This window comes from Alcanivorax sp., assembly GCF_040119285.1.
In the GTDB taxonomy this organism is placed as follows: domain Bacteria; phylum Pseudomonadota; class Gammaproteobacteria; order Pseudomonadales; family Alcanivoracaceae; genus Alcanivorax.
The window spans coordinates 622,270-641,211 of the sequence record NZ_JBEDTY010000032.1 but is presented as its reverse complement, the minus strand read 5'-3'; the positions used below and the strand labels follow the sequence as shown (position 1 = coordinate 641,211).

Below are 18,942 nucleotides of genomic sequence, written 5' to 3'. Positions count from 1 at the left end.
AAGGTTGAATACATTATGATTAAATTCTTATTTGTCGCCATTGCGTCTTTTGCTAGTGCCTCGGCCTGGGCACATGGCATGTCGGCGGAAGACCAGGCCCGGATACTCAATGCGGGCTATCTGGAGTACATCCGGTTGGGCGCCACCCATATGCTGAGTGGCTATGATCATTTGCTGTTTCTGTTCGGCGTTATGTTTTTTTTGACGCGCTTTGGCGAAATCATCAAGTTCATTACCGCCTTCACCGTCGGCCATTCCATTACCCTGGTGTTCGCCACACTGTTTGGCATTACCGCCAATTACTACCTGATCGATGCGGTGATTGCGCTAACGGTCTGTTACAAAGCCTTCGACAACCTCGGCGGCTTTCAGAAGCACTTGCAAATGAAATCCCCGAACCTAACCTGGATGGTGTTTGCCTTTGGTTTGATTCACGGGTTTGGCCTGTCCACTCGGCTTCAGCAGTTGCCGCTGGGGCACGATGGCCTGGTACTCAAGATATTGTCGTTCAATGTCGGCGTCGAGTTAGGCCAGATTGTGGCCTTGAGCATTATGCTGGCCCTGCTCATGGTGTGGCGAAAAACCCCGTCATTTGGGCGCTTCAGCAAAGCCTCGAACGTGGCGATAATGCTTACCGGTGGCCTGTTGCTGCTGATGCAGCTACATGGATTCCAGCACACGCAGTATCCGGATGATTTCCCCCTCAACCGGGACGACCACCAGCATGTCCACGAGGACATGGAAGATAACAAAGCACCTCTGTCGAACTACCCGAGAAACCTTGAGCTCGGAGCCCCGTCCGCTGACCCGCAGCCCGAAGAACCCGAAGTCCATCGCCACGAGGGTGGCGAGCCACACGCGCATTAATCTTGTTAACTTTTGTGGGAATACCATTATGAAATTTTTCGCTGCCATTTTTACGCTTATTCTATTGGCCGGTTTTCAGCAGGCTTTTGCACACAGTGATCACGCTCACGAGCCGATTTCGGAAGCGTCGGCGCTTCAGCTCGCCAAAGACACGACCTTCCAGTTGGCAGACAAGGATGTCGGACTGGGCTTTGGAAAACTGCCTGAAAACTGGAAGACAACGTCAGCTACCGCTATGAAGATCCATAAGAAAGGCAGTGGTTATTTCATCATCTCGGTGGCCAATGCGACTGAGGCAAAAACACTTTACGTGCTCATATCCAGCGACGGGAAAGTTTACGATGTGAATTTTACGGGTGAGTTTGACGGTTTGGAGTAGCGACATTTATGACATGGCAATGGCTTATCACCAAATATCTGATTACCGCTGCCATCGTGGTGGTGGTGTCGGAGGTTGCAAGGCGCAGTGACAAGTTAGGCGCCCTGGTGGCGGCACTGCCTTTGGTGACCATTCTGGTGCTGATTTGGCTGCACGTAGAAAATCAGCCCCAGGAGAGAATCGCCCGGCATGCCTGGTATACCCTCTGGTATGTGCTGCCGACATTGCCGATGTTTCTAAGTTTTCCATTACTGTTAGGCCGATTAGGTTTCTGGCCAGCGCTGCTTGTCAGCTGCGCGGTTACCGCGATTTGCTTCGGCATCTTCGCGCTGCTGCTACGCCAATTTGGCATTAATTTGTGGCCTTGATATGACTGACCCCCGGATACGTCTATGCACGTTTAACCGTTTAACCATTATAACGAGGTAAGATGAATGCGGCACCATGATCACGCGCACAATCATTCAGACGACACCAGTTCCAGACGTCTTGGCCTGGTATTCTTTCTCAATGTGGGGTTTACCCTCATCGAGTTTGTTGGGGGTTTGTTGACTAACAGCACGGCCATCCTGGCCGATGCGGTGCATGACCTGGGCGATAGCCTGGCCATAGGCAGTGCCTGGTTCCTGAACCGGCAGGGACGTAAAGCGGCTACCCGGGAATTTACCTATGGCTATCGCAGGCTATCGTTGTTCGGTGCCTTGATCAACGGATTGGTCTTGGTGGGCGGGTCGCTGTGGGTGCTCAGTGAAGCGATCCCTCGTCTGGCCGACCCGGTCATGCCAGTTACCGAAGGAATGCTCGCGTTGGCCCTGTTAGGGGTTACAGTCAATGGGTTCGCCGCCTACCGTCTGAGCAAAGGGAAGTCACTGAACGAAAAAGTGCTCAATTGGCACTTACTAGAAGATGTCCTGGGCTGGGTCGCGGTGCTGATCGTCTCGATCATTTTGCAATTCGTGGACTGGCCCATCCTTGACCCATTGCTGTCCATCGGTTTTACCCTGTTTATTCTGGTAAATGTAATCCGCAACCTCTGGGCCACCGGCAAACTTTTTATCCAGGCGGTACCAGACCCGGCGCTGCATGATGAGATTCGGCGAACGCTGCTCGGCATTGAACATATAAGCGAGGTTCACCATCAACACCTCTGGTCCCTAGATGGAGAGCGCCATGTTTTAACGGTGCATTTGGTGATGAGGGATTCTTTCCCGTTGGAGCAATACCTCGCCACCAAGATAGCGGTGGCCGATGCACTTGAGCCATACCAACTGGCTCACACGACCATCGAAATTGAACTACCGGCAGAATTCTGTCGAGATTCCTCTGACCAGCGTTTATCTGCTGGCGATCATCACTAGAAGAGCGAAATCATGTTGGCTCTCTACACCCTGGGATTATTCATCCTCACAGCTGTGACCGAAATCGTCGGTTGTTACCTGCCGTATTTGTGGCTAAAAAAATCCGCTCCCGGATGGGTGTTGCTACCAGCCGCCGCAAGCCTCGCCATGTTCGCCTGGTTACTATCTTTGCATCCGTGGAAATATCTTGGTCGATTGGAGTTCCGATGTTTTAACTCACTTCCCAGAAGTCGCCTCGTTAAAAACGTCTTGGCGATGGAATCGGGCAGGATGTCAGTCTCTTGGGACCTGGCTCCTTGCATCTAAGAACAGGCTAAAAGCAAATAAAGCAGTCGATTTGCGAACAGCCCCTTCCCAAGTTGAATGGATCAAAATCAACGCTAGTGCTGCCGTAAAGTAGCAGTTGTTTGCCGCGAGAACTCAACCACCAGAGCGGGGTGGGGCGGTTTTAATAATTGGTGACCCTATATAAATGCGAATAGTCGTTACAAGCTAACAAGCGAGACGCAACAGCGGTAGAAAAAGTGGACTTGGAAGGTCTTGTGGATAAGGCAGTTGGCCGCACGCTTCTTTTAAAAGGGCTAGAAGCAGATGTGGTGGTGATCTTATACCCCGCGCAAATCTTCCCCTAAAGCTTTCTTGCTTTGATTGACCCAAGCTACAGCAGCCCTATCAAATACGTCAGTAGGGACAGAAATTGAGGTTTCTTGATCTACTGCAAGAAACACACGCTCTGGTCTTTCGTCCATTACAGGGCCTTTACGACCACATGCACTAGATCTTTCCAAGCTGCGTTCTAATAATTACCATATTTAACATAATATACATTATGCGTAGTTATTTATGCACTTACTTTAACTCAGCCACGGCGGATTCAGGCCAATGCGTTCTATCAAGAAATCGATAAACACCCTCACCTTAGCCGTTAGCACGTTGGATTTGGGATATACCAACCACAATGCGGGTTCTGCATCCATTCGATATTCTGGTAGCACCTGCACCAGGCTGCCGTCGGCCAGCTCCTTATGAACACTCCACAACGAATGTATCGCAATACCGGCACCGCAGTGCGTGGCGATTTTATAGCTGAGCCCGTCATCTATAGTTAGTCGGTGTCCAGGGCCGCGTGTATTAAACTCACCACTCTTCCCACCGGCTCCGATCAATTTGATGGTGGATGCAGATTTGAACGCTATCAATTGGTGATTCAGCAGATCATCTGGCCTAACGGGTATGCCATGGCTATCGAGGTATTCTGATGAAGCGCAAAGTATTCGTTGATCCTCTGCGAGCTTACGTGCGTGTAGATTACTTTCTGGCAAAACCGCATTGCGTAATGCCAAATCAAAGCTGCCCTGTATCAGGTCCAGCTCCATGTCGGACAGCCGCAAATCCAGGCTAATCCCCGGGTACAGTGCCAGAAAATCAGGGATTAGCGGCACAATGAACTGCTGTGCGAAGGTGCTGGGTGCGGTGAATCGCAGGTTGCCGGAAACCGTTTCGTTACCGTACCCCAGCGCCGCCAGTGCTGCGTTCTCTTGAGCCAGAATTTCGCGGGCATAGGGCAGGAAGTCTGCGCCCTCTACGGACAGTGCCACTTTGCGTGTGGTGCGCTTTAATAAATCGGCACCAACGGTCTTTTCGAGCTTTGCCAGCTTGGCGCTGGCCACCGCCGCAGGCATGCCCAGCTCGCGGCCTGCGGCACTGATATTGAGCTTTTCTGCGGCGAGAACAAAGAGCTTAATGCCTTCTGTGTCCATTGTTTATATCCATAATCCGAATACTGAAACCTAATATCACCCATTTTTTACTAGAAAATGAAATAATAAAGTGGCTCCAACGTAACAGCAAACTTCCCCAGACAGTTGGAGCAAGACATGAAAGCGATGGTTCTCAATCAATATGGCGCGACAGCCAAGTTTGAACAGGCGCAAATCGATACCCCGCAAGCCCTGCCCGGGCAAGTAATCGTCCGCGTGGCGGCTACCAGTGTTAATACCGTGGACACCATGATTCGGCAGATGGGCGCCGATTTGTTTCCCCTCTCGCCCGAGCTTCCCGCTGTTTTGGGTATGGATTTTGCCGGAACCATTGAGTCTGTCGGTGCCGGAGTCACCAGCTTTACCTCAGGTGATGAAGTCTACGGCTGCGCTGGTGGTCTGGCGGATTTACAAGGCGCTTTGGCTGAATACATTCCGGCGGATGCTCGCCTGGTTGCCCACAAGCCAAAACGCTTGTCCATGCGCGAAGCCGCCGCCCTGCCCTTGGTTGGTATAACCGCCTACGAAGGGCTGCAGCGTGCCGGCGCCAGCGCCGGGCAGACTCTGCTGGTTCATGGGGGTACCGGTGGTGTGGGTCATGTGGCTGTGCAGCTGGGTAAGCACTTCGGTGCCAAAGTGTTCACTACCGTGTCCGGCGACAAGGCGTTTGACATTGTCCGTGGCTACGGTGCAACGCCGGTGGATTACAAGAAAGCCGCCGTGGCTGATTATGTGGCTGCACACACCGACGGAGCGGGTTTTGATGTGGTATTCGATTCCGTGGGTGGCACCAATATGGCAAATAGTTTTGACGCTGCCGCGTTGAATGGCCAGGTTGTAACCACTGTTGCCATGCTGGAGCTGGATCTTAATCCGGCTCATTTCAAAGGGTTATCCATCCACGTGGTCTTTATGCTAATACCGATGCTGCATGACCACCATCGTGAAGCCCATGGGCAGATTTTGACAAAGCTAGCCACCATTGTTGATGAAGGCGCGCTCTTCCCGCTTCTTGACGAGCAACGATTCAACCTCAATGAGGTAGATCTTGCCTACGACCGTTTGACCCGTGGCCAGGCCACCGGGAAGGTCGTGGTGGAGTGCTGATTGTCCAGGGTCGTTTGTCGGAGAGGTAAATGTGGGCGGGTATGGAGCGGGTGCTCACCATGGATCGTCATCAACCCCTTGGTGCCGATCTGCACCTAGCCGTCGGAAGCTAACCGGGCAAATCTGTGATGAAAGAGCGGTAAGGCTATCTAACAATAAACGATTCGGATTTGCATCTACGCGTATAGAAACGTTAAATCCTTCTGTTCGGCTTGTTTATTCATTTCTGGGGTTACACATCTCTATGCCCGTTCTGCGCGTGTTATTGCTCTCTCTGCTTGTCCTACCGCCACTGGCTCTATCCGCCACACCTGTCACCGTGGCTAGCGTTGAAATGAAACAGCCTGTCCGCGAATTGTTGATTAATGGCACCTTGTCCGCGGACCAGACTGCTCGGCTCTCCGCGTCGGTTTCTGGGTTGGTTAGCCGTGTAAAAGCGGATATCGGCGATAGTGTTGAGGCTGGCGCTGTATTGCTGGAGCTCGATTCGGAACTAACCCGGCTCGCACTGCAGCAGGCACAAGCGATCTACCAGCAGCAGCAAGCGATGTTGAATGATGGTAACCGGCGTCTCAATGAAGCGAGTAGCCTAAAGCGGAGTATTGCGGCCAGTGAAATTCGCAGCCTTGAAGCTGAAGTCGAGGTTGCCAAGGCGTCACTCGCGGCCAGCCAGGCGGAAATTGCACGCCAGCGGGCACTGCTTAAACGCCATACATTGTCAGCCCCCTTTGCCGGGGTGATCAGTGCCAAGCTCTCGGAAGTGGGGGAATGGGTTGTGCCGGGTACGCCGGTGTTAGAGCTGGTTGGCACGCAGGCATTGCATGCGGATTTCGCGGTACCCCAGCGTTATTACAGCCAAATCGACATGCAGACACCGCTGACTATTCGCCAAGAAGATACCGGCACTCAGCGCTCTGAACAGGGCATGGCAGGGACCATCACCGCCATCGTGCCGGTTAACGACCCGACGGCACGTACCTTTACATTGCGCGCAAGCCTTGACGCAAAAGGCCTAACCCCCGGCATGTCGGTATTCGGTAATTTAGCGATTCAGTCCCCCAATGCCGAGCCGGTGGTGCCTCGCGACGCCCTGCTCCGGGATGTTCAGGGCAATGTGTCGGTGTGGCGAGTGGTAACCGAGAATGGCGAAGCCATTGCTCAGCGACGCGCCATTAAAGTACGCCCCGGTCAGTCTGATCCGGTGATTGTTCTGGATGGCCTCAGTGAGGGTGATCAGGTCGTTATTCGTGGCAATGAAGGCTTGCGCGATGGTGACCGTGTTCAGGTGACCCGCTGATGTTTGAACGGATTGTGCGTAATGGGACTTTGATGACGGTGATCGTTCTGATCATCACCCTGCTTGGCGTGCTTGCCGCCCTACGCATTCCTGTACAGATGATTCCTGATCTGGAAGTTCGCACCATTAGCGTGTTGACGCGCTGGTCCGGGGCTACGCCCCAGGATGTGGAAAAGGAAATCCTGATCGAGCAGGAAGAATACCTGCGAAACCTGCCCAACCTTCGCCGGCTGACGGCCACCGCCTACAGTGGTGAAGCCGAAATTGAGCTGGAATTTCCCTTCGGCGTGGATATTACCGATGCCTTGATTCGGGTGAATAACGCGCTCAGCCAAGTGCCGGCCTATCCAGACACCGTGGATCAACCACAGATACTGTCGTCATCTTTCTCCAGTAATTCCTTCATGTATTTCAGTGTCTATCCAGAGCCGGGCAATCCCCGCGGGCTGGATATGGATATGATGCGCGATTTCCTGGATGACGAAGTCCGGCCACGCATGGAGAGTGTGGAAGGCGTATCCATGGTGGAAATGCGCGGCGGTGCTGAACGTCAAATCCAGGTGATGCTGGACGCGCAGGCTCTAGCCCAGTTCGGCCTCACCGTGGTGGACGTGCGTGATGCGTTGCGCGAACGCAATCAGGATGTCTCCGGCGGCGAAGTGGATAGCGGCAAGCGTCGCTATCTACTTCGCACCGTGGGTCGCTTCGACAGCCTGGATGAGCTTAATGCACTCATTCTCCAGCGCCAGGGTGATTCGCTGGTGCGGCTGCAAGACGTGGCCACGGTAGCCATGGATCATTTCCCCATTCGCCAGATTTCTCGCTTTAATGGCAACCCGGTCATCATGATGGCGGTGCGCCGGGAAACCGGCTCCAACGTGATTGATATCAAGCAAGCAATGCTGGAACAGGTGGCGTTGGTGAAGAAGGAAGTGCTGAAGCCCGCCGGCATGGACATGTCGTTAATGTCTGACGATGTTCGGTATGTGGAAGCCTCCGTAGCCAATGTGTGGATCAATCTGGGTATCGGTGCCCTGTTCGCCACCCTGGTCATGTTTCTGTTCCTGCGTTCAGTTCGCATTACTGCCGTGGGCGTGATTGGCATTCCAATCTGCACCATTGCCGCCTTTCTTGGGCTGCTGCTGGCTGGCCGAACCATCAATGTGATTTCGATGGCCGGGATTGCTTTTGCCATTGGCATGACGCTGGATAACTCTATCGTGGTGCTGGAAAGCATCGAGATGGAGCGCCGCAAAGGTTTGGACCGGATTCGATCCGCAGTCAACGGCATCCAGAAGGTGTGGCCGGCAGTATTTGCCTCCACCATGACCACGGTGCTGGTTTTCCTGCCGGTCGTTTTTATTCAAGAAGAAGCCGGACAGCTGTATTCCGATATCGCCATCGCTGTTTCAGCGTCCATTCTGGTGTCCATGCTGGTCGCCATGACGGTGATTCCTACCCTCGCCGCCCGGCTGGATTTTTCCGCGGTCATGGATCACGACGGTGAACATAGCCGCTGGATGCGGGCGATCAATCGCTGGGCCTCCACGTTATCGGCCACCCGCCCCCGGCAACTGGCAACCCTGGGTATTACCCTCCTAATTGCCACGGCAATCGTGGTTTTTCTCACTCCACCAGCGGAGTATCTGCCTGAGGGTGAAGAACCGAAGACCTTTGCCAGCATGAACGCCCCTCCCGGCTACAACCTGGAAACCATGGCGGCGACTGCTGATGAAGTGGAGGCAGAGCTGTTGCCGCTGGTAGGCCAGGACCCACAAGCCTACGAACGCGGCGAGCTGAGCATGCCGCCACTGAAATACATAAACCTGAGCGTTAGCGCCGAAAACCTGCGAATTATTGCTGAGCCTATGGACCCGGACCATATGGAACCGATGATGGACGGGATTACCCAGGTTTACCGGCAATACCCGGGTATGCGCGCCTTCGCGGCGCGCGGTTCGATCATATCCAGCAATGATGGCGGCACCCGCAGCGTAACTCTAGATGTAGCGGGTAAGGATCTGGCTGAAATTTATGACGTCGCAAGAACACTCTATCGAGAAGCGGAAACGGTATTCGACAATCCTCGCATCCAATCTCAACCCGCCAGCCTGTCACTGGCGCAGCCGCTGATCGAAGTGCGGCCCATTTGGAGCCGGGCGGCGGAAGTCCGCTTCTCCACCCGTGACCTTGGCTATACCGTGGCGGCGCTCACCGATGGCGCTTTTTTGGATGAATTTTTCCTCGGTGACGACAAGATTGATATCTACGCCTACAGCGATCGCACTGGCAGCGCGCCGTTACTGGCCAACCTGCCCGGCTTGCCAGTGCACACGCCCATTGGCGCTACCGTGCCACTGTCGTCCCTGGCCGATTTGGAAGAAACCGTTGATACCAGTGTTGTTCGACGGGTGAACGGCCGGCGCACCGTGACACTGAACATTATCCCTCCTCGCGCCGTGCCGCTGGAAAGTGGCGTGGCTCAGGTGCGGAGCATGGTTCAGCAACTGCGCGATAACGGGGAAATTCCCGACACCATCAGCATCAGCCTTTCCGGTGCTAGCGACCAGCTTCAAGCCACCCAGGCAGCCCTCAGTGGTAACTACGTGGTCGCCCTACTTCTGGTGTACTTGCTGCTGGTCGGCATCTTCAAACATTGGGGCTACCCGCTACTGATCATGACCACCATTCCACTGGGGATTGCCAGTGGCCTGCTTGGCCTATGGCTGATGAATGCGGCGGGTATCAGCCAACCCTTTGATATGATCACCATGTTGGGCTTTCTGATTCTGATGGGCACCGTAGTGAATAATCCGATTCTGATTGTCCATGAAGCCACCAACAACATTCGTGGTGGGCACCCTGCCGCCCAGGCCGTTAGCGACGCGGTGGCTTCCCGGCTTCGCCCTATTGCGATGACGACTATCACCACGGTGTGCGGTCTGGCGCCTCTGGTGCTGATCCCCGGTGAAGGTACAGAGCTATATCGTGGCGTGGGGGCCATAGTGTTGTTCGGCTTACTCGGCACGGCCATTGTGACGGTTACCTTTTTGGCGTCCCTTACGGCCCTCGTTCTTGGTCTGGGCCGCAAACCCGCCATGGCGCTTTAAAAGCCAATGGCAGGAGGGAAGCGCTCGAATAAGCGGCGAGCCCGACGCCTGATACCCCGTGCCTGACGCTGAGAACGGTCACTTCAATTAACCCCGCGCAATCGGTGTTTTCCACGCAAATGCGCGATGCCCCTAACACATCCCCTCTGCTGCTTGACCTCACCCGGTAAATTATTCCCAACAAGGCGTATGTGTATTAAGGCATAAAAGGGGTGGGTCAATATGTCCTACCTGGAAGTCCCCCGCTGCTATCGCTATTACACTTAGTACGAAATAGTATGTAGATATTCCCGCACGGCATGTGTGGCTATAGATTTGCCACCTGAGGCGGGCGCCAAGGCTTGCCGATCAATACATGAGCGGTTCTCTGCACAGGTTGATCTGCATCAAAAAGCATCGCGTTTGTGCCTGTTACAGTTAACTCGCACAAAAACCGGAAGGAAACGCACATGGAAAATGCTGTCGCATCGCCGAATTACAACTACAAAGTTATTCGGCAATTCACAGTTATGTCTGTGGTTTGGGGGATTGTTGGCATGACGGTGGGCGTCTTCATCGCTGCTCAACTGGCGTGGCCGGCCCTGAACTTCAATATCCCCTGGCTGAGCTTTGGTCGTCTGCGGCCGCTGCATACCAATGCGGTCATTTTTGCCTTTGGCGGTTCCGCGCTGATGGGCACCTCCTACTATGTGGTGCAGCGCACTTGCAGCGCGGTGCTGGCGTTCCCCAAATTGGCTGCCTTCAGCTTTTGGGGCTGGCAGGTGGTCATCGTAGCCGCCGCCATTACGCTGCCCATGGGCTTTACGTCCACCAAAGAGTACGCCGAACTTGAATGGCCCATCGACATTCTGATCACTCTGGTATGGCTGGCGTATGCGCTTGTATTCTTTGCCACTATTGCCAAGCGCCGCACCTCCCACATCTATGTTGCCAACTGGTTCTACGGCGCTTTTATTATCGCCATTGCACTGCTGCATGTGGTCAACAATTTAGCGGTACCGGTGTCGCTGATGAAGTCGTACTCGGCCTATAGCGGTACCATCGATGCCATGGTGCAATGGTGGTACGGCCATAACGCCGTTGGCTTTTTCCTGACCGCCGGCTTCCTGGGCATGATGTACTACTACGTCCCGGTTCAGGCGCAACGGCCGGTGTACTCCTACCGCCTTTCCATCGTGCACTTCTGGGCCCTGATAGCCGTTTACATGTGGGCCGGCCCGCACCATCTGCACTACTCCTCTCTGCCTGACTGGGCCCAGTCCTTGGGCATGGTGTTCTCCATTGTGCTGTTGGCACCCAGCTGGGGCGGCATGATCAACGGCATGATGACGCTCTCCGGGGCCTGGCATAAGCTGCGCACCGATCCGATCATCCGCTTCATGATCGTGGCCCTGTCCTTCTACGGCATGAGTACCTTCGAAGGCCCGATGATGGCTATCAAGACCGTGAATGCACTCAGCCATAACACCGACTGGACCATCGGCCACGTGCACGCCGGCGCTTTGGGCTGGGTTGCCATGATCACCATTGGTGCCACCTATGTGATGGTGCCCCGCCTGTTTGATCGCAAGCAAATGTATTCCATCTCCTGGATCAATACACACTTCTGGCTTAGCACCATCGGCACGGTTCTCTATATTGCCTCCATGTGGGTATCCGGCATCATGCAAGGGCTTATGTGGCGCGCAGTGAACACCGACGGCACCCTCACCTACAATTTCGTTCAGGAAATGGTTGAGCGGCATCCTTTCTACATTATTCGTTTGCTGGGCGGAATTATCTTCCTCAGTGGCATGATCTTGATGGCCCTCAATGTCTATAAAACTATCCGTGCAGAGAACGATTGCCACGGTGATGACAACGTGCAACAGGCGGCCTAAGGAGAACGACATGTCTAACGCTCATGAAGTAGTAGAAAAGAATGTCGGCCTCATGATTGTGCTGACGCTGATTGCTGTCAGTTTTGGTGGCTTGGCTGAAATCGTACCGCTGTTCTGGCAAAAGGCGACCACTGAACCGCTGGACACTCTGGAGCCCTACACTGCCCTCGAAATGGAAGGCCGGGATATTTATATCCGTGAAGGTTGCCATGTGTGCCACACCCAGATGGTGCGGCCATTGCGCGCAGAAACCGAACGCTTTGGTGCCTATTCTGTTGCCGGTGAAGACGTGTGGGAGCACCCATTCTTGTGGGGGTCCAAACGTACCGGGCCCGATCTGGCCCGTGTGGGGCTGCGCCCAATCACTGAGCAGTGGCACCGTGAGCACCTGCGCGACCCCCGCCAGGTGGTGCCGGAATCCAATATGCCGGCTTACCCCTGGTTGCAGGAAACACCGGTGGATTGGGATCTGACCGAGCGCAAACTGAACGTTTTCAAGAACGCTTTCGGGGTTCCCTACACAGATGAAGATATCGCCGAACAGGTAAGCAAGATCAACGGTGAGTGGGCCAATGCCACAGAGGAAGATGCGCTGGTGGCGTATCTGCTGTCATTGGGCCAGGAACGCAAGGAGGCTGTGCAATGAGCTATCACGCCCTGTTTACCCTGGTGTTCTTTCTGGCCTTTGTTGCCATGACCGCTTGGGTGTATCGCCCTAGCCGTAAAAAAGACTATGAGAATCTCGGCTATATCGCGCTGGATGCCGACGAGCGCACGCCGGCAAGTCAGCACAAGGGGGATGAACAATGAGTGATTTCTGGAGTTGGTTCATTATCGTCATTGTTGTCATCAACCTGCTAGGCTGCGCTGGCCTACTGCTATGGAACAACCAGATTTCCGCCGAAGAAGCGGCCAAGGAAACCACTGGCCACAGCTTCGACGGCATTCAGGAGCGCAATGCACCTCTGCCCCGATGGTGGCTGTTTCTTTTCATTGGCACGCTAATCTTCTCGGCAGTCTATCTGGTGCTGTACCCGGGTTTCGGTAAGTTCGACGGCATTCTGGGCTGGACCAGCGATAACCAGTACCAAAAGGAAGTGGCCGTGATGGAGAAAAGCACAGGACCGCTGTTCAAACAATATGCCCAAATGCCTATTGAGGAGCTGGTGCAATACCCGGAGGCTCTTGCGGTTGGTGGCCGCCTGTTCGCCAATAATTGCGCCATCTGTCATGGCTCGGATGCCCGCGGTGCCAAGGGCTACCCGAATTTAGCCGACAACGATTGGCTCTATGGTGGTGAACCAGCCCAAATCGTGACCAGTATTACTGAAGGACGCAAGGCAGCCATGCCGCCGATGGCTGCGGCCATTGGTAATACCGACGAAGCGGTGCGCGATATGGCCTTGTATGTGCAAAGTCTGAGCCGCCCAAGTCTGGCCAAAGATAGTCAGAAAGCGGCCGCGATAGAGCGAGCCAAACCCAAATTCGCCATGTGTGCAGCCTGCCATGGGCAGGATGCCAAGGGGAATATCATGATGGGTGCGCCCAACCTGACAGATACCACTTGGCTATACGGCCCCCGTGTTGAGGATATCGAGTACACCATTCGCCATGGTCGCTCAGGAGACATGCCCGCCCATGAAAATCTGCTCAGCGAGGAGCGGATACACGTAATCGCAGCCTATGTGTACAGCCTTTCTCAGAACACTGAGAGCGTGCAATAACCACCAGGTTTCGACCGGAGCAGGAAATAGAGTGCCGTCAGCGGATTGCCGTTGGCGCGCCTCCCCTGACGGCCACTCATTATCAGGGAGTGGACGATCAAAGGGTGGGAGCAAATGGGTGTTAGCGGAGAGCCGTGATGTCGGACCCCAAGAGAATCAAGGTCACTGATGCCACTGATGGCGGCAGCGTAAGCCTGTACAGTAAACGTGAGCGTATTCAGGTCAAGTCTGTATCTGGTCGGTTCCAGTTTATCCGTGATGTCACCATTCTAGCGACCATGGGCTTGTATATGATTTTGCCTTGGGTTCGTTGGGAGGGTCAGCAGGCCGTCTTATTTGACTTGCCAGGGCGCCAATTCCGGATCTTTGGCGCCAGCTTTTGGCCGCAGGATTTCCTGTTGTTGTCTTGGGTTCTTATTCTCGCCGCGTTCGCCCTGTTCTTCGTAACGGTCCTGGCCGGTCGTGTCTATTGTGGCTATGTCTGCCCGCAGACCACCTGGACCCGTTTCTTCCAATGGATTGAATTCTGGTGTGAAGGCGACCGTCACAGCCGTATCAAGATGGACAAGGCGCCCTGGACAATCACCAAAATCATGCGACGGGGCAGTAAACACGTTCTCTGGCTTGCCCTTGCCCTGCTTACCGGCATCACCTTTGTGGGGTACTTCTCCCCTATTATCGACCTGACCACACGGCTGTTGAGTTTCAGCTGGGGTAGCTGGGAATTGTTCTGGGTCGGCTTCTTTACCGTGGCCACCTATGGAAACGCCGGCTTTATGCGCGAACAAGTCTGCTTGTACATGTGCCCCTATGCCCGTTTCCAGAGCGTTATGTTCGACCGCGATACGCTAATCGTCTCCTATGATGAAAAGCGCGGCGAACCTCGAGGGCGAGGCGCCAAGAAACGCCAACAGGATTTGGTAGAAGAAAAAGGCGACTGTATTGATTGCGGCATGTGCGTACAGGTCTGCCCCACCGGCATCGATATCCGTGAAGGCCTGCAATATGAATGTATTACCTGTGCTGCCTGCGTGGATGCCTGTGACGATGTGATGGAACACATCGGTAAACCGCCGGGGCTGATTCGTTACACCACCGAAAATGCGCTTGAAGGGTTCAAAACACGAATACTTCGCCCTCGGCTTATCGGCTATGGCCTTATTCTGGTCGTTATGGGGGCGCTGTTCGTAGGGACTTTATATAGCCGTGTGCCGCTGCAAGTGGATGTGATTCGTGACCGCAATCAGCTCTACAGGACCGCCAGTAGCGGTGAAATAGAGAATATATACCGCTTGGAAATTCAGAACAAAAGCCAGAGCACCCATCACTATCGATTGACGATGAAAGGCCCAGAGGGCCTGAAAATGAACAACCGCACTCAATTCACACTTGAAGGCAGTAAAACACTATCTTTGCCGGTGACCGTGAGTTACGACCCTTACGTCGATGAAATGGAATCATCGCCTATCTGGTTTATCGTTACCGCCGTCGACGATCCCGATTTGGAGAAGCGCCATGAATCCCGATTCATTGCCCCAAGGCGATGAACTCCCTTGGTACCGCTACCCGTTTTTGTGGCTAGCGATTCTGTTGCCTGCCACCTCTGTGGTAGGTGGCCTTACCTTGCTCTATATCGCCATCGTTAATGCGGATACACCAGTGGTCGATGAATGGTACAAGGAAGGTCGCGGCATCAACCGTTCCGTTGAGCAAGAGCGCCTCGCCGCCCGGCTGGGCGTTCGCCTTGAATTGGCGCAAGTAGGCGCGGGAGTGCAGGCGCGCCTCACCAGCGAGGCAGCTATCCCCATGCCTGATACCTTGAGTGTTTCACTGCGCCACCCCACCCTTGCGGACCGGGATGTGACTCTGCAACTCAAGCATCTCGAAGGCCCCCTTTACCGTGGTGACGGCACCCTGCCCCAGGACGGGCGGCGCAAAGCGACCGTCACCGCCGCCGGCGATCATTGGCGCCTGTATCAGACTGTCATGGCTCAAGGCGATAACGTGGTACTGGGGGAAAAACAGACACCATGACATCGGCTTGCTGGCATTGTGGTAACCCGGCTCCAGCTGGCGCGTTTTCGGCGCACACCCCGGACGGCAGTCGCGATGCCTGCTGTCCGGGGTGCGCTGCCGCTATTGAAACCATTTACGGGCTGGGTCTGGATGACTATTACCAGATGCGCCAAGATTCTGGCCCGCAACCAAATGACCAGCGACAGACACTGGATTGCGCCTTGTTTGATGTGCCAGAGCTGGTTGCCCCTCACCTTTGCGATACGACCGAAGGCCAGCGCCTCAAACTACAGCTTGGTGGGCTCACTTGCGCCGCCTGTAGCTGGCTGATTGAAAAAACTGTCAACCAGCAACCCGGTGTGCTTCGTGCCAGCGTTAATCTGGCAGGCATGACCCTCACCGTGGACTACCAAGGGCTCGCAGCGCCTCGCCAAACCGCGCAGCGCATCCAGAAACTGGGTTATACCGCCAGTCTCCCTGGTGATCCTCGCGCCCGCGCCGATGAGCAACGAGAGCACAAGCGGCTGCTGGGGCGACTTGCCCTTGCTGGCCTTGGCGCCATGCAAGCGATGATGTATTCCACCGCGCTCTATATCGGTGTGTTCGACGGCAAGGACGCGCTCTACGAGTGGGTGTTTCGATTGGCTAGTTTTGCGGTAGCCACCCCCGTGGTGTTCTATTCCGGCTGGCCATTTTTTCAAGGCGCCTGGCGTGGACTCAAGCAGGCACGGTTGACCATGGATGCTCCGATTGCGCTAGCGCTGTTGCTGGCCTGGGCGGGCAGCTTGGTAATGATGGCCACGGACGGGCGGCACGTGTATTTCGATTCTGCTGCCATGTTCGTGTTTTTCTTGCTGTCCAGCCGCTGGCTGGAACAGCGTCAGCGCATGACGATCCAGCAAGCCTATCGCCGGCTTAGCGACACCCTGCCCCAGGCCGTTCGCCGGCTCGATTCCCAGCAAGCGACAGAGTGGATCAGTGCTCGCCAAGTGGCCCAAGGCGACCGTCTGCAACTAATACAGGGTGACATCATTCCTGTGGACGGCACACTAATCGACGGGCGCGGTGCTTTCGATGAATCCGTACTCAATGGTGAGCCCCTGCCGGTGGAGCGCAACATTAACGATCCTGTGCATGCGGGCAGCCGTCTGGTAGAAGGTAATATCGTGCTGGAAGCGACAGGAAGCGCCTCCGCCAGTCTGGTGGCGAAAATCGCCGAACAAGTGGAGCGCGCCCAACACGAACGTGTTGAAGTAGTAAGGGACTGGCAGCGTATTGCACCATTATTTACTGGCGGCATTCTGTTGCTTGCGGCGGCAACCTTCCTGTGGCACTGGTCCGCCGGCGCAGCCCTGGCGTTCGAACACACACTCGCGGTGCTGGTAGTGACCTGCCCCTGTGCCCTTGCTCTTGCCGTTCCGTTAACCTTGTCTTCTACATTAGGCACGGCGCTACGTGAAGGCATTCTGGTGGCCTCCCCCCGCCAACTGCTGCGAGTAACGGATGTTCGGGGGGTACTGTTTGATAAAACCGGCACCCTCACTGCAGGCCAGTTTTGTATTGTCGATACTCAGGTAATAAACCGTGCCGCAGAGCTTGATCAGCTGCTGACGATCGTCGCCGCCCTTGAGTGGAATAACCCTCACCCGCTGGCCAAGCCCTTTCAGCAATACCCTCGCGCAACAGGCATGACAGACTTGCATGCGGCCCATACCGGCGTTACTGGTCTCCTCAACAAACAGAAATGGAGGATTACCGGTGCGCCAGATAGGGCTAAGCCCGAAACGACCTGCCTGCAGCTACTCTGCGATGATGAAATACAGCTTTATGTATGGCTTCAGGATCCAGTTCGGCCGGAAGCATCGGCGGTTATCCAGACCCTGAAGACCAAAGGCAGCACCCCTCGCTTGGCCAGCGGCGACAACGACCGCGCCGTGAAAGCTGTGGCTGATAAGCTGGGAATTGGGGAATGGCGTGCACAGCAGCGTCCTGCGCAAAAAGCCGCATGGCTGAAAAAGCTGGAGCGTAGCGCGCCACAAATGATGGTCGGGGACGGCATCAACGATGCCCAGGCAATGGTGGAGGCATCGGTTTCCGTGGCAACGGGAAATGCCACCAGCCTGGCGCAACGAGCCGCCGGCATGTTTCTGCTTCACGATTCGCTTGAGGCGATCCCCGCTCTGCCGCACCTTTCCCGATTGTGCCAGCGGACCATTCGCCAGAATTTGGCTTGGGCTTTGCTCTACAATGTGCTTGCCGTTCCTTTTGCAGTCAGCGGTTTACTACCGCCCTGGGCCGCCGCTCTGGGCATGTCAGCCAGCTCGCTACTGGTCACTTTTAACGCCACCCGGGTGACTCGATGGAAATTGTCCTCCTGTTAATACCGCTGGCTCTGCTGTTTCTTGGTGGCGCTATTGCGGCCCTGTTCTGGGCGCTCCGTAAAGACCAGTTTGACGACCTGGATAACGCCGCCTGGCGGGTTGTATTCGACGATAGAGAGCAACGCAACCCCCACAACCATTCTCCAGCGAAAGCAGAACCAAAACGGGAAACGAAAATGAACGGCACCACTGCCGCCACATTTGAAGCAGAGTCCAGTGATGACCATTGATACGCTCATTCCCCTTATCGCCAGCGCCGCCCTTATTGCCAGCGCCGGGTCTGTGCACTGTATCGGCATGTGCGGAGGTATCAGCAGTGCGCTGACTTTTTCCATACCAGAATCACGTCGTCAAGGTGTGGCGCTCTGGGGGTGGCAGGTGCTGTTTGGCTTTGGCCGCGTGACTACCTACTGTGTGCTGGGTGCATTGGCAGGCGCACTGGGGGGGCTGTTTCTGGGCCGGCTTCCCGGTCCATCTATGTCGGTGGGGCTGATATTATCTGGCGTGCTAATGCTTTTTTTAAGCGCTTACTTGCTTGGCAAAGGCGCGTTGTTGCAGCGTATTGAAAAAATCGGCCAGCGCCTGTGGCGTGGCTTGCAGCCCATTACTCGCAAGCTCATGCCCATAGATCACCCAGTAAAAGCACTCATGTTGGGGTCCTTATGGGGGTTTTTACCTTGCGGCCTTATCTACACGGCCTTGGCACTTGCGGCCACGGGGGGAACAGCTGTTGCAGGTGCCTTGGTGATGCTCTGTTTTGGTGTTATTACCGTAGTGCCTGTTGCTGTCACCGGTGTTCTTGCCTCCCAACTACAGCGTTTTCGTCAAGGTGCCTGGCCGATAATTGCCAGTGTTCTGACTTTCTGCCTCGCTTTGGTCTTTTTCTGGCAGGCCTGGCTCATGGCCCAGCATGGACATAGCGGACATTCCATGCCCCCTCCAGGCACAGAAGCAGGCACTTCAGAGCATCATCACGGCCATCATTTGCACCCTTGATCTGAATCAAGCTCTGCATCCGCAACAAGAGGATAATCACCGCCAAGACAAGCTTATGTGACCACAG

Annotated in this window: 18 protein-coding genes; 17 read left to right on the top strand and 1 reads right to left on the bottom strand. The window is 55.0% G+C overall.

Annotated elements, in window-relative coordinates:
• The first annotated feature begins 15 nt into the window (after positions 1-15).
• The 5 genes from ABNH10_RS12375 (at position 16) to ABNH10_RS12355 (ending at position 2,910) form a co-directional block, all read left to right on the top strand.
• Positions 16-867: a HupE/UreJ family protein gene (locus tag ABNH10_RS12375; RefSeq protein WP_349386223.1), complete on the top strand. Its 852-nt coding sequence runs from the start codon at positions 16-18 to the stop codon at positions 865-867.
• Between the two features lie 28 nt (positions 868-895).
• Positions 896-1,246 carry a DUF6488 family protein gene (locus ABNH10_RS12370; RefSeq protein WP_041704945.1) on the top strand — a complete coding sequence of 117 codons (351 nt, stop codon included), beginning with the start codon at positions 896-898 and terminating at the stop codon, positions 1,244-1,246.
• A gap of 8 nt (positions 1,247-1,254) precedes the next feature.
• The gene (locus ABNH10_RS12365) at positions 1,255-1,614 is read left to right on the top strand and encodes a DUF3147 family protein (RefSeq protein WP_349386222.1); all 360 of its coding nucleotides are present in this window, start codon (positions 1,255-1,257) and stop codon (positions 1,612-1,614) included.
• A gap of 66 nt (positions 1,615-1,680) precedes the next feature.
• Positions 1,681-2,604, top strand: coding sequence for a cation diffusion facilitator family transporter (locus tag ABNH10_RS12360; protein WP_349386221.1), 924 nt, complete (start codon positions 1,681-1,683; stop codon positions 2,602-2,604).
• 12 nt (positions 2,605-2,616) lie between these two features.
• On the top strand, positions 2,617-2,910 hold the full coding sequence (locus ABNH10_RS12355; RefSeq protein ID WP_349386220.1) for a YnfA family protein: 294 nt from the start codon (positions 2,617-2,619) through the stop codon (positions 2,908-2,910).
• Between the two features lie 548 nt (positions 2,911-3,458).
• On the opposite strand, the gene ABNH10_RS12350 is transcribed toward ABNH10_RS12355, so the two are convergent.
• The gene (locus ABNH10_RS12350) at positions 3,459-4,364 is read right to left on the bottom strand and encodes a LysR family transcriptional regulator (RefSeq protein ID WP_349386219.1); all 906 of its coding nucleotides are present in this window, start codon (positions 4,362-4,364) and stop codon (positions 3,459-3,461) included.
• Positions 4,365-4,481: 117 nt separating this feature from the next.
• On the opposite strand from ABNH10_RS12350, the gene ABNH10_RS12345 reads away from it, so the two are divergent.
• The 12 genes from ABNH10_RS12345 (at position 4,482) to ABNH10_RS12290 (ending at position 18,875) form a co-directional block, all read left to right on the top strand.
• Entirely contained in the window at positions 4,482-5,471 is a 990-nt protein-coding gene (locus ABNH10_RS12345) for a zinc-dependent alcohol dehydrogenase family protein (protein WP_349386218.1), read from the top strand.
• A gap of 244 nt (positions 5,472-5,715) precedes the next feature.
• On the top strand, positions 5,716-6,768 hold the full coding sequence (locus ABNH10_RS12340) for an efflux RND transporter periplasmic adaptor subunit (RefSeq protein WP_349386217.1): 1,053 nt from the start codon (positions 5,716-5,718) through the stop codon (positions 6,766-6,768).
• Positions 6,768-9,878, top strand: coding sequence for an efflux RND transporter permease subunit (locus ABNH10_RS12335; RefSeq protein WP_349386216.1), 3,111 nt, complete (start codon positions 6,768-6,770; stop codon positions 9,876-9,878). Before ABNH10_RS12340 ends, ABNH10_RS12335 begins: the two co-directional genes overlap by 1 nt.
• A 449-nt stretch (positions 9,879-10,327) precedes the next feature.
• Positions 10,328-11,758 carry a cytochrome-c oxidase, cbb3-type subunit I gene (gene ccoN, locus ABNH10_RS12330; RefSeq protein WP_349386215.1) on the top strand — a complete coding sequence of 477 codons (1,431 nt, stop codon included), beginning with the start codon at positions 10,328-10,330 and terminating at the stop codon, positions 11,756-11,758.
• 10 nt (positions 11,759-11,768) lie between these two features.
• Complete coding sequence (ccoO, locus tag ABNH10_RS12325; protein WP_349386214.1) at positions 11,769-12,404, top strand: cytochrome-c oxidase, cbb3-type subunit II; 636 nt, start codon at positions 11,769-11,771, stop codon at positions 12,402-12,404.
• Positions 12,401-12,568 (top strand): cbb3-type cytochrome oxidase subunit 3, encoded by a 168-nt coding sequence (locus ABNH10_RS12320; protein WP_349386213.1) that lies wholly within the window; start codon positions 12,401-12,403, stop codon positions 12,566-12,568. The genes ccoO and ABNH10_RS12320 overlap by 4 nt, the downstream gene beginning before the upstream one ends.
• On the top strand, positions 12,565-13,482 hold the full coding sequence (ccoP, locus tag ABNH10_RS12315; RefSeq protein ID WP_349386212.1) for a cytochrome-c oxidase, cbb3-type subunit III: 918 nt from the start codon (positions 12,565-12,567) through the stop codon (positions 13,480-13,482). The genes ABNH10_RS12320 and ccoP overlap by 4 nt, the downstream gene beginning before the upstream one ends.
• Before the next feature lie 137 nt (positions 13,483-13,619).
• Positions 13,620-15,029, top strand: a complete 1,410-nt coding sequence (gene ccoG / locus ABNH10_RS12310) for a cytochrome c oxidase accessory protein CcoG (RefSeq protein ID WP_349386211.1) — start codon at positions 13,620-13,622, stop codon at positions 15,027-15,029.
• Positions 14,998-15,516 carry a FixH family protein gene (locus ABNH10_RS12305; protein ID WP_349386210.1) on the top strand — a complete coding sequence of 173 codons (519 nt, stop codon included), beginning with the start codon at positions 14,998-15,000 and terminating at the stop codon, positions 15,514-15,516. The genes ccoG and ABNH10_RS12305 overlap by 32 nt, the downstream gene beginning before the upstream one ends.
• Positions 15,513-17,879 (top strand): heavy metal translocating P-type ATPase, encoded by a 2,367-nt coding sequence (locus ABNH10_RS12300; protein WP_349386209.1) that lies wholly within the window; start codon positions 15,513-15,515, stop codon positions 17,877-17,879. The genes ABNH10_RS12305 and ABNH10_RS12300 overlap by 4 nt, the downstream gene beginning before the upstream one ends.
• Entirely contained in the window at positions 17,858-18,109 is a 252-nt protein-coding gene (gene ccoS, locus ABNH10_RS12295) for a cbb3-type cytochrome oxidase assembly protein CcoS (protein WP_349386208.1), read from the top strand. The genes ABNH10_RS12300 and ccoS overlap by 22 nt, the downstream gene beginning before the upstream one ends.
• Entirely contained in the window at positions 18,099-18,875 is a 777-nt protein-coding gene (locus ABNH10_RS12290; protein ID WP_349386207.1) for a sulfite exporter TauE/SafE family protein, read from the top strand. Before ccoS ends, ABNH10_RS12290 begins: the two co-directional genes overlap by 11 nt.
• Positions 18,876-18,942 lie beyond the last annotated feature (67 nt).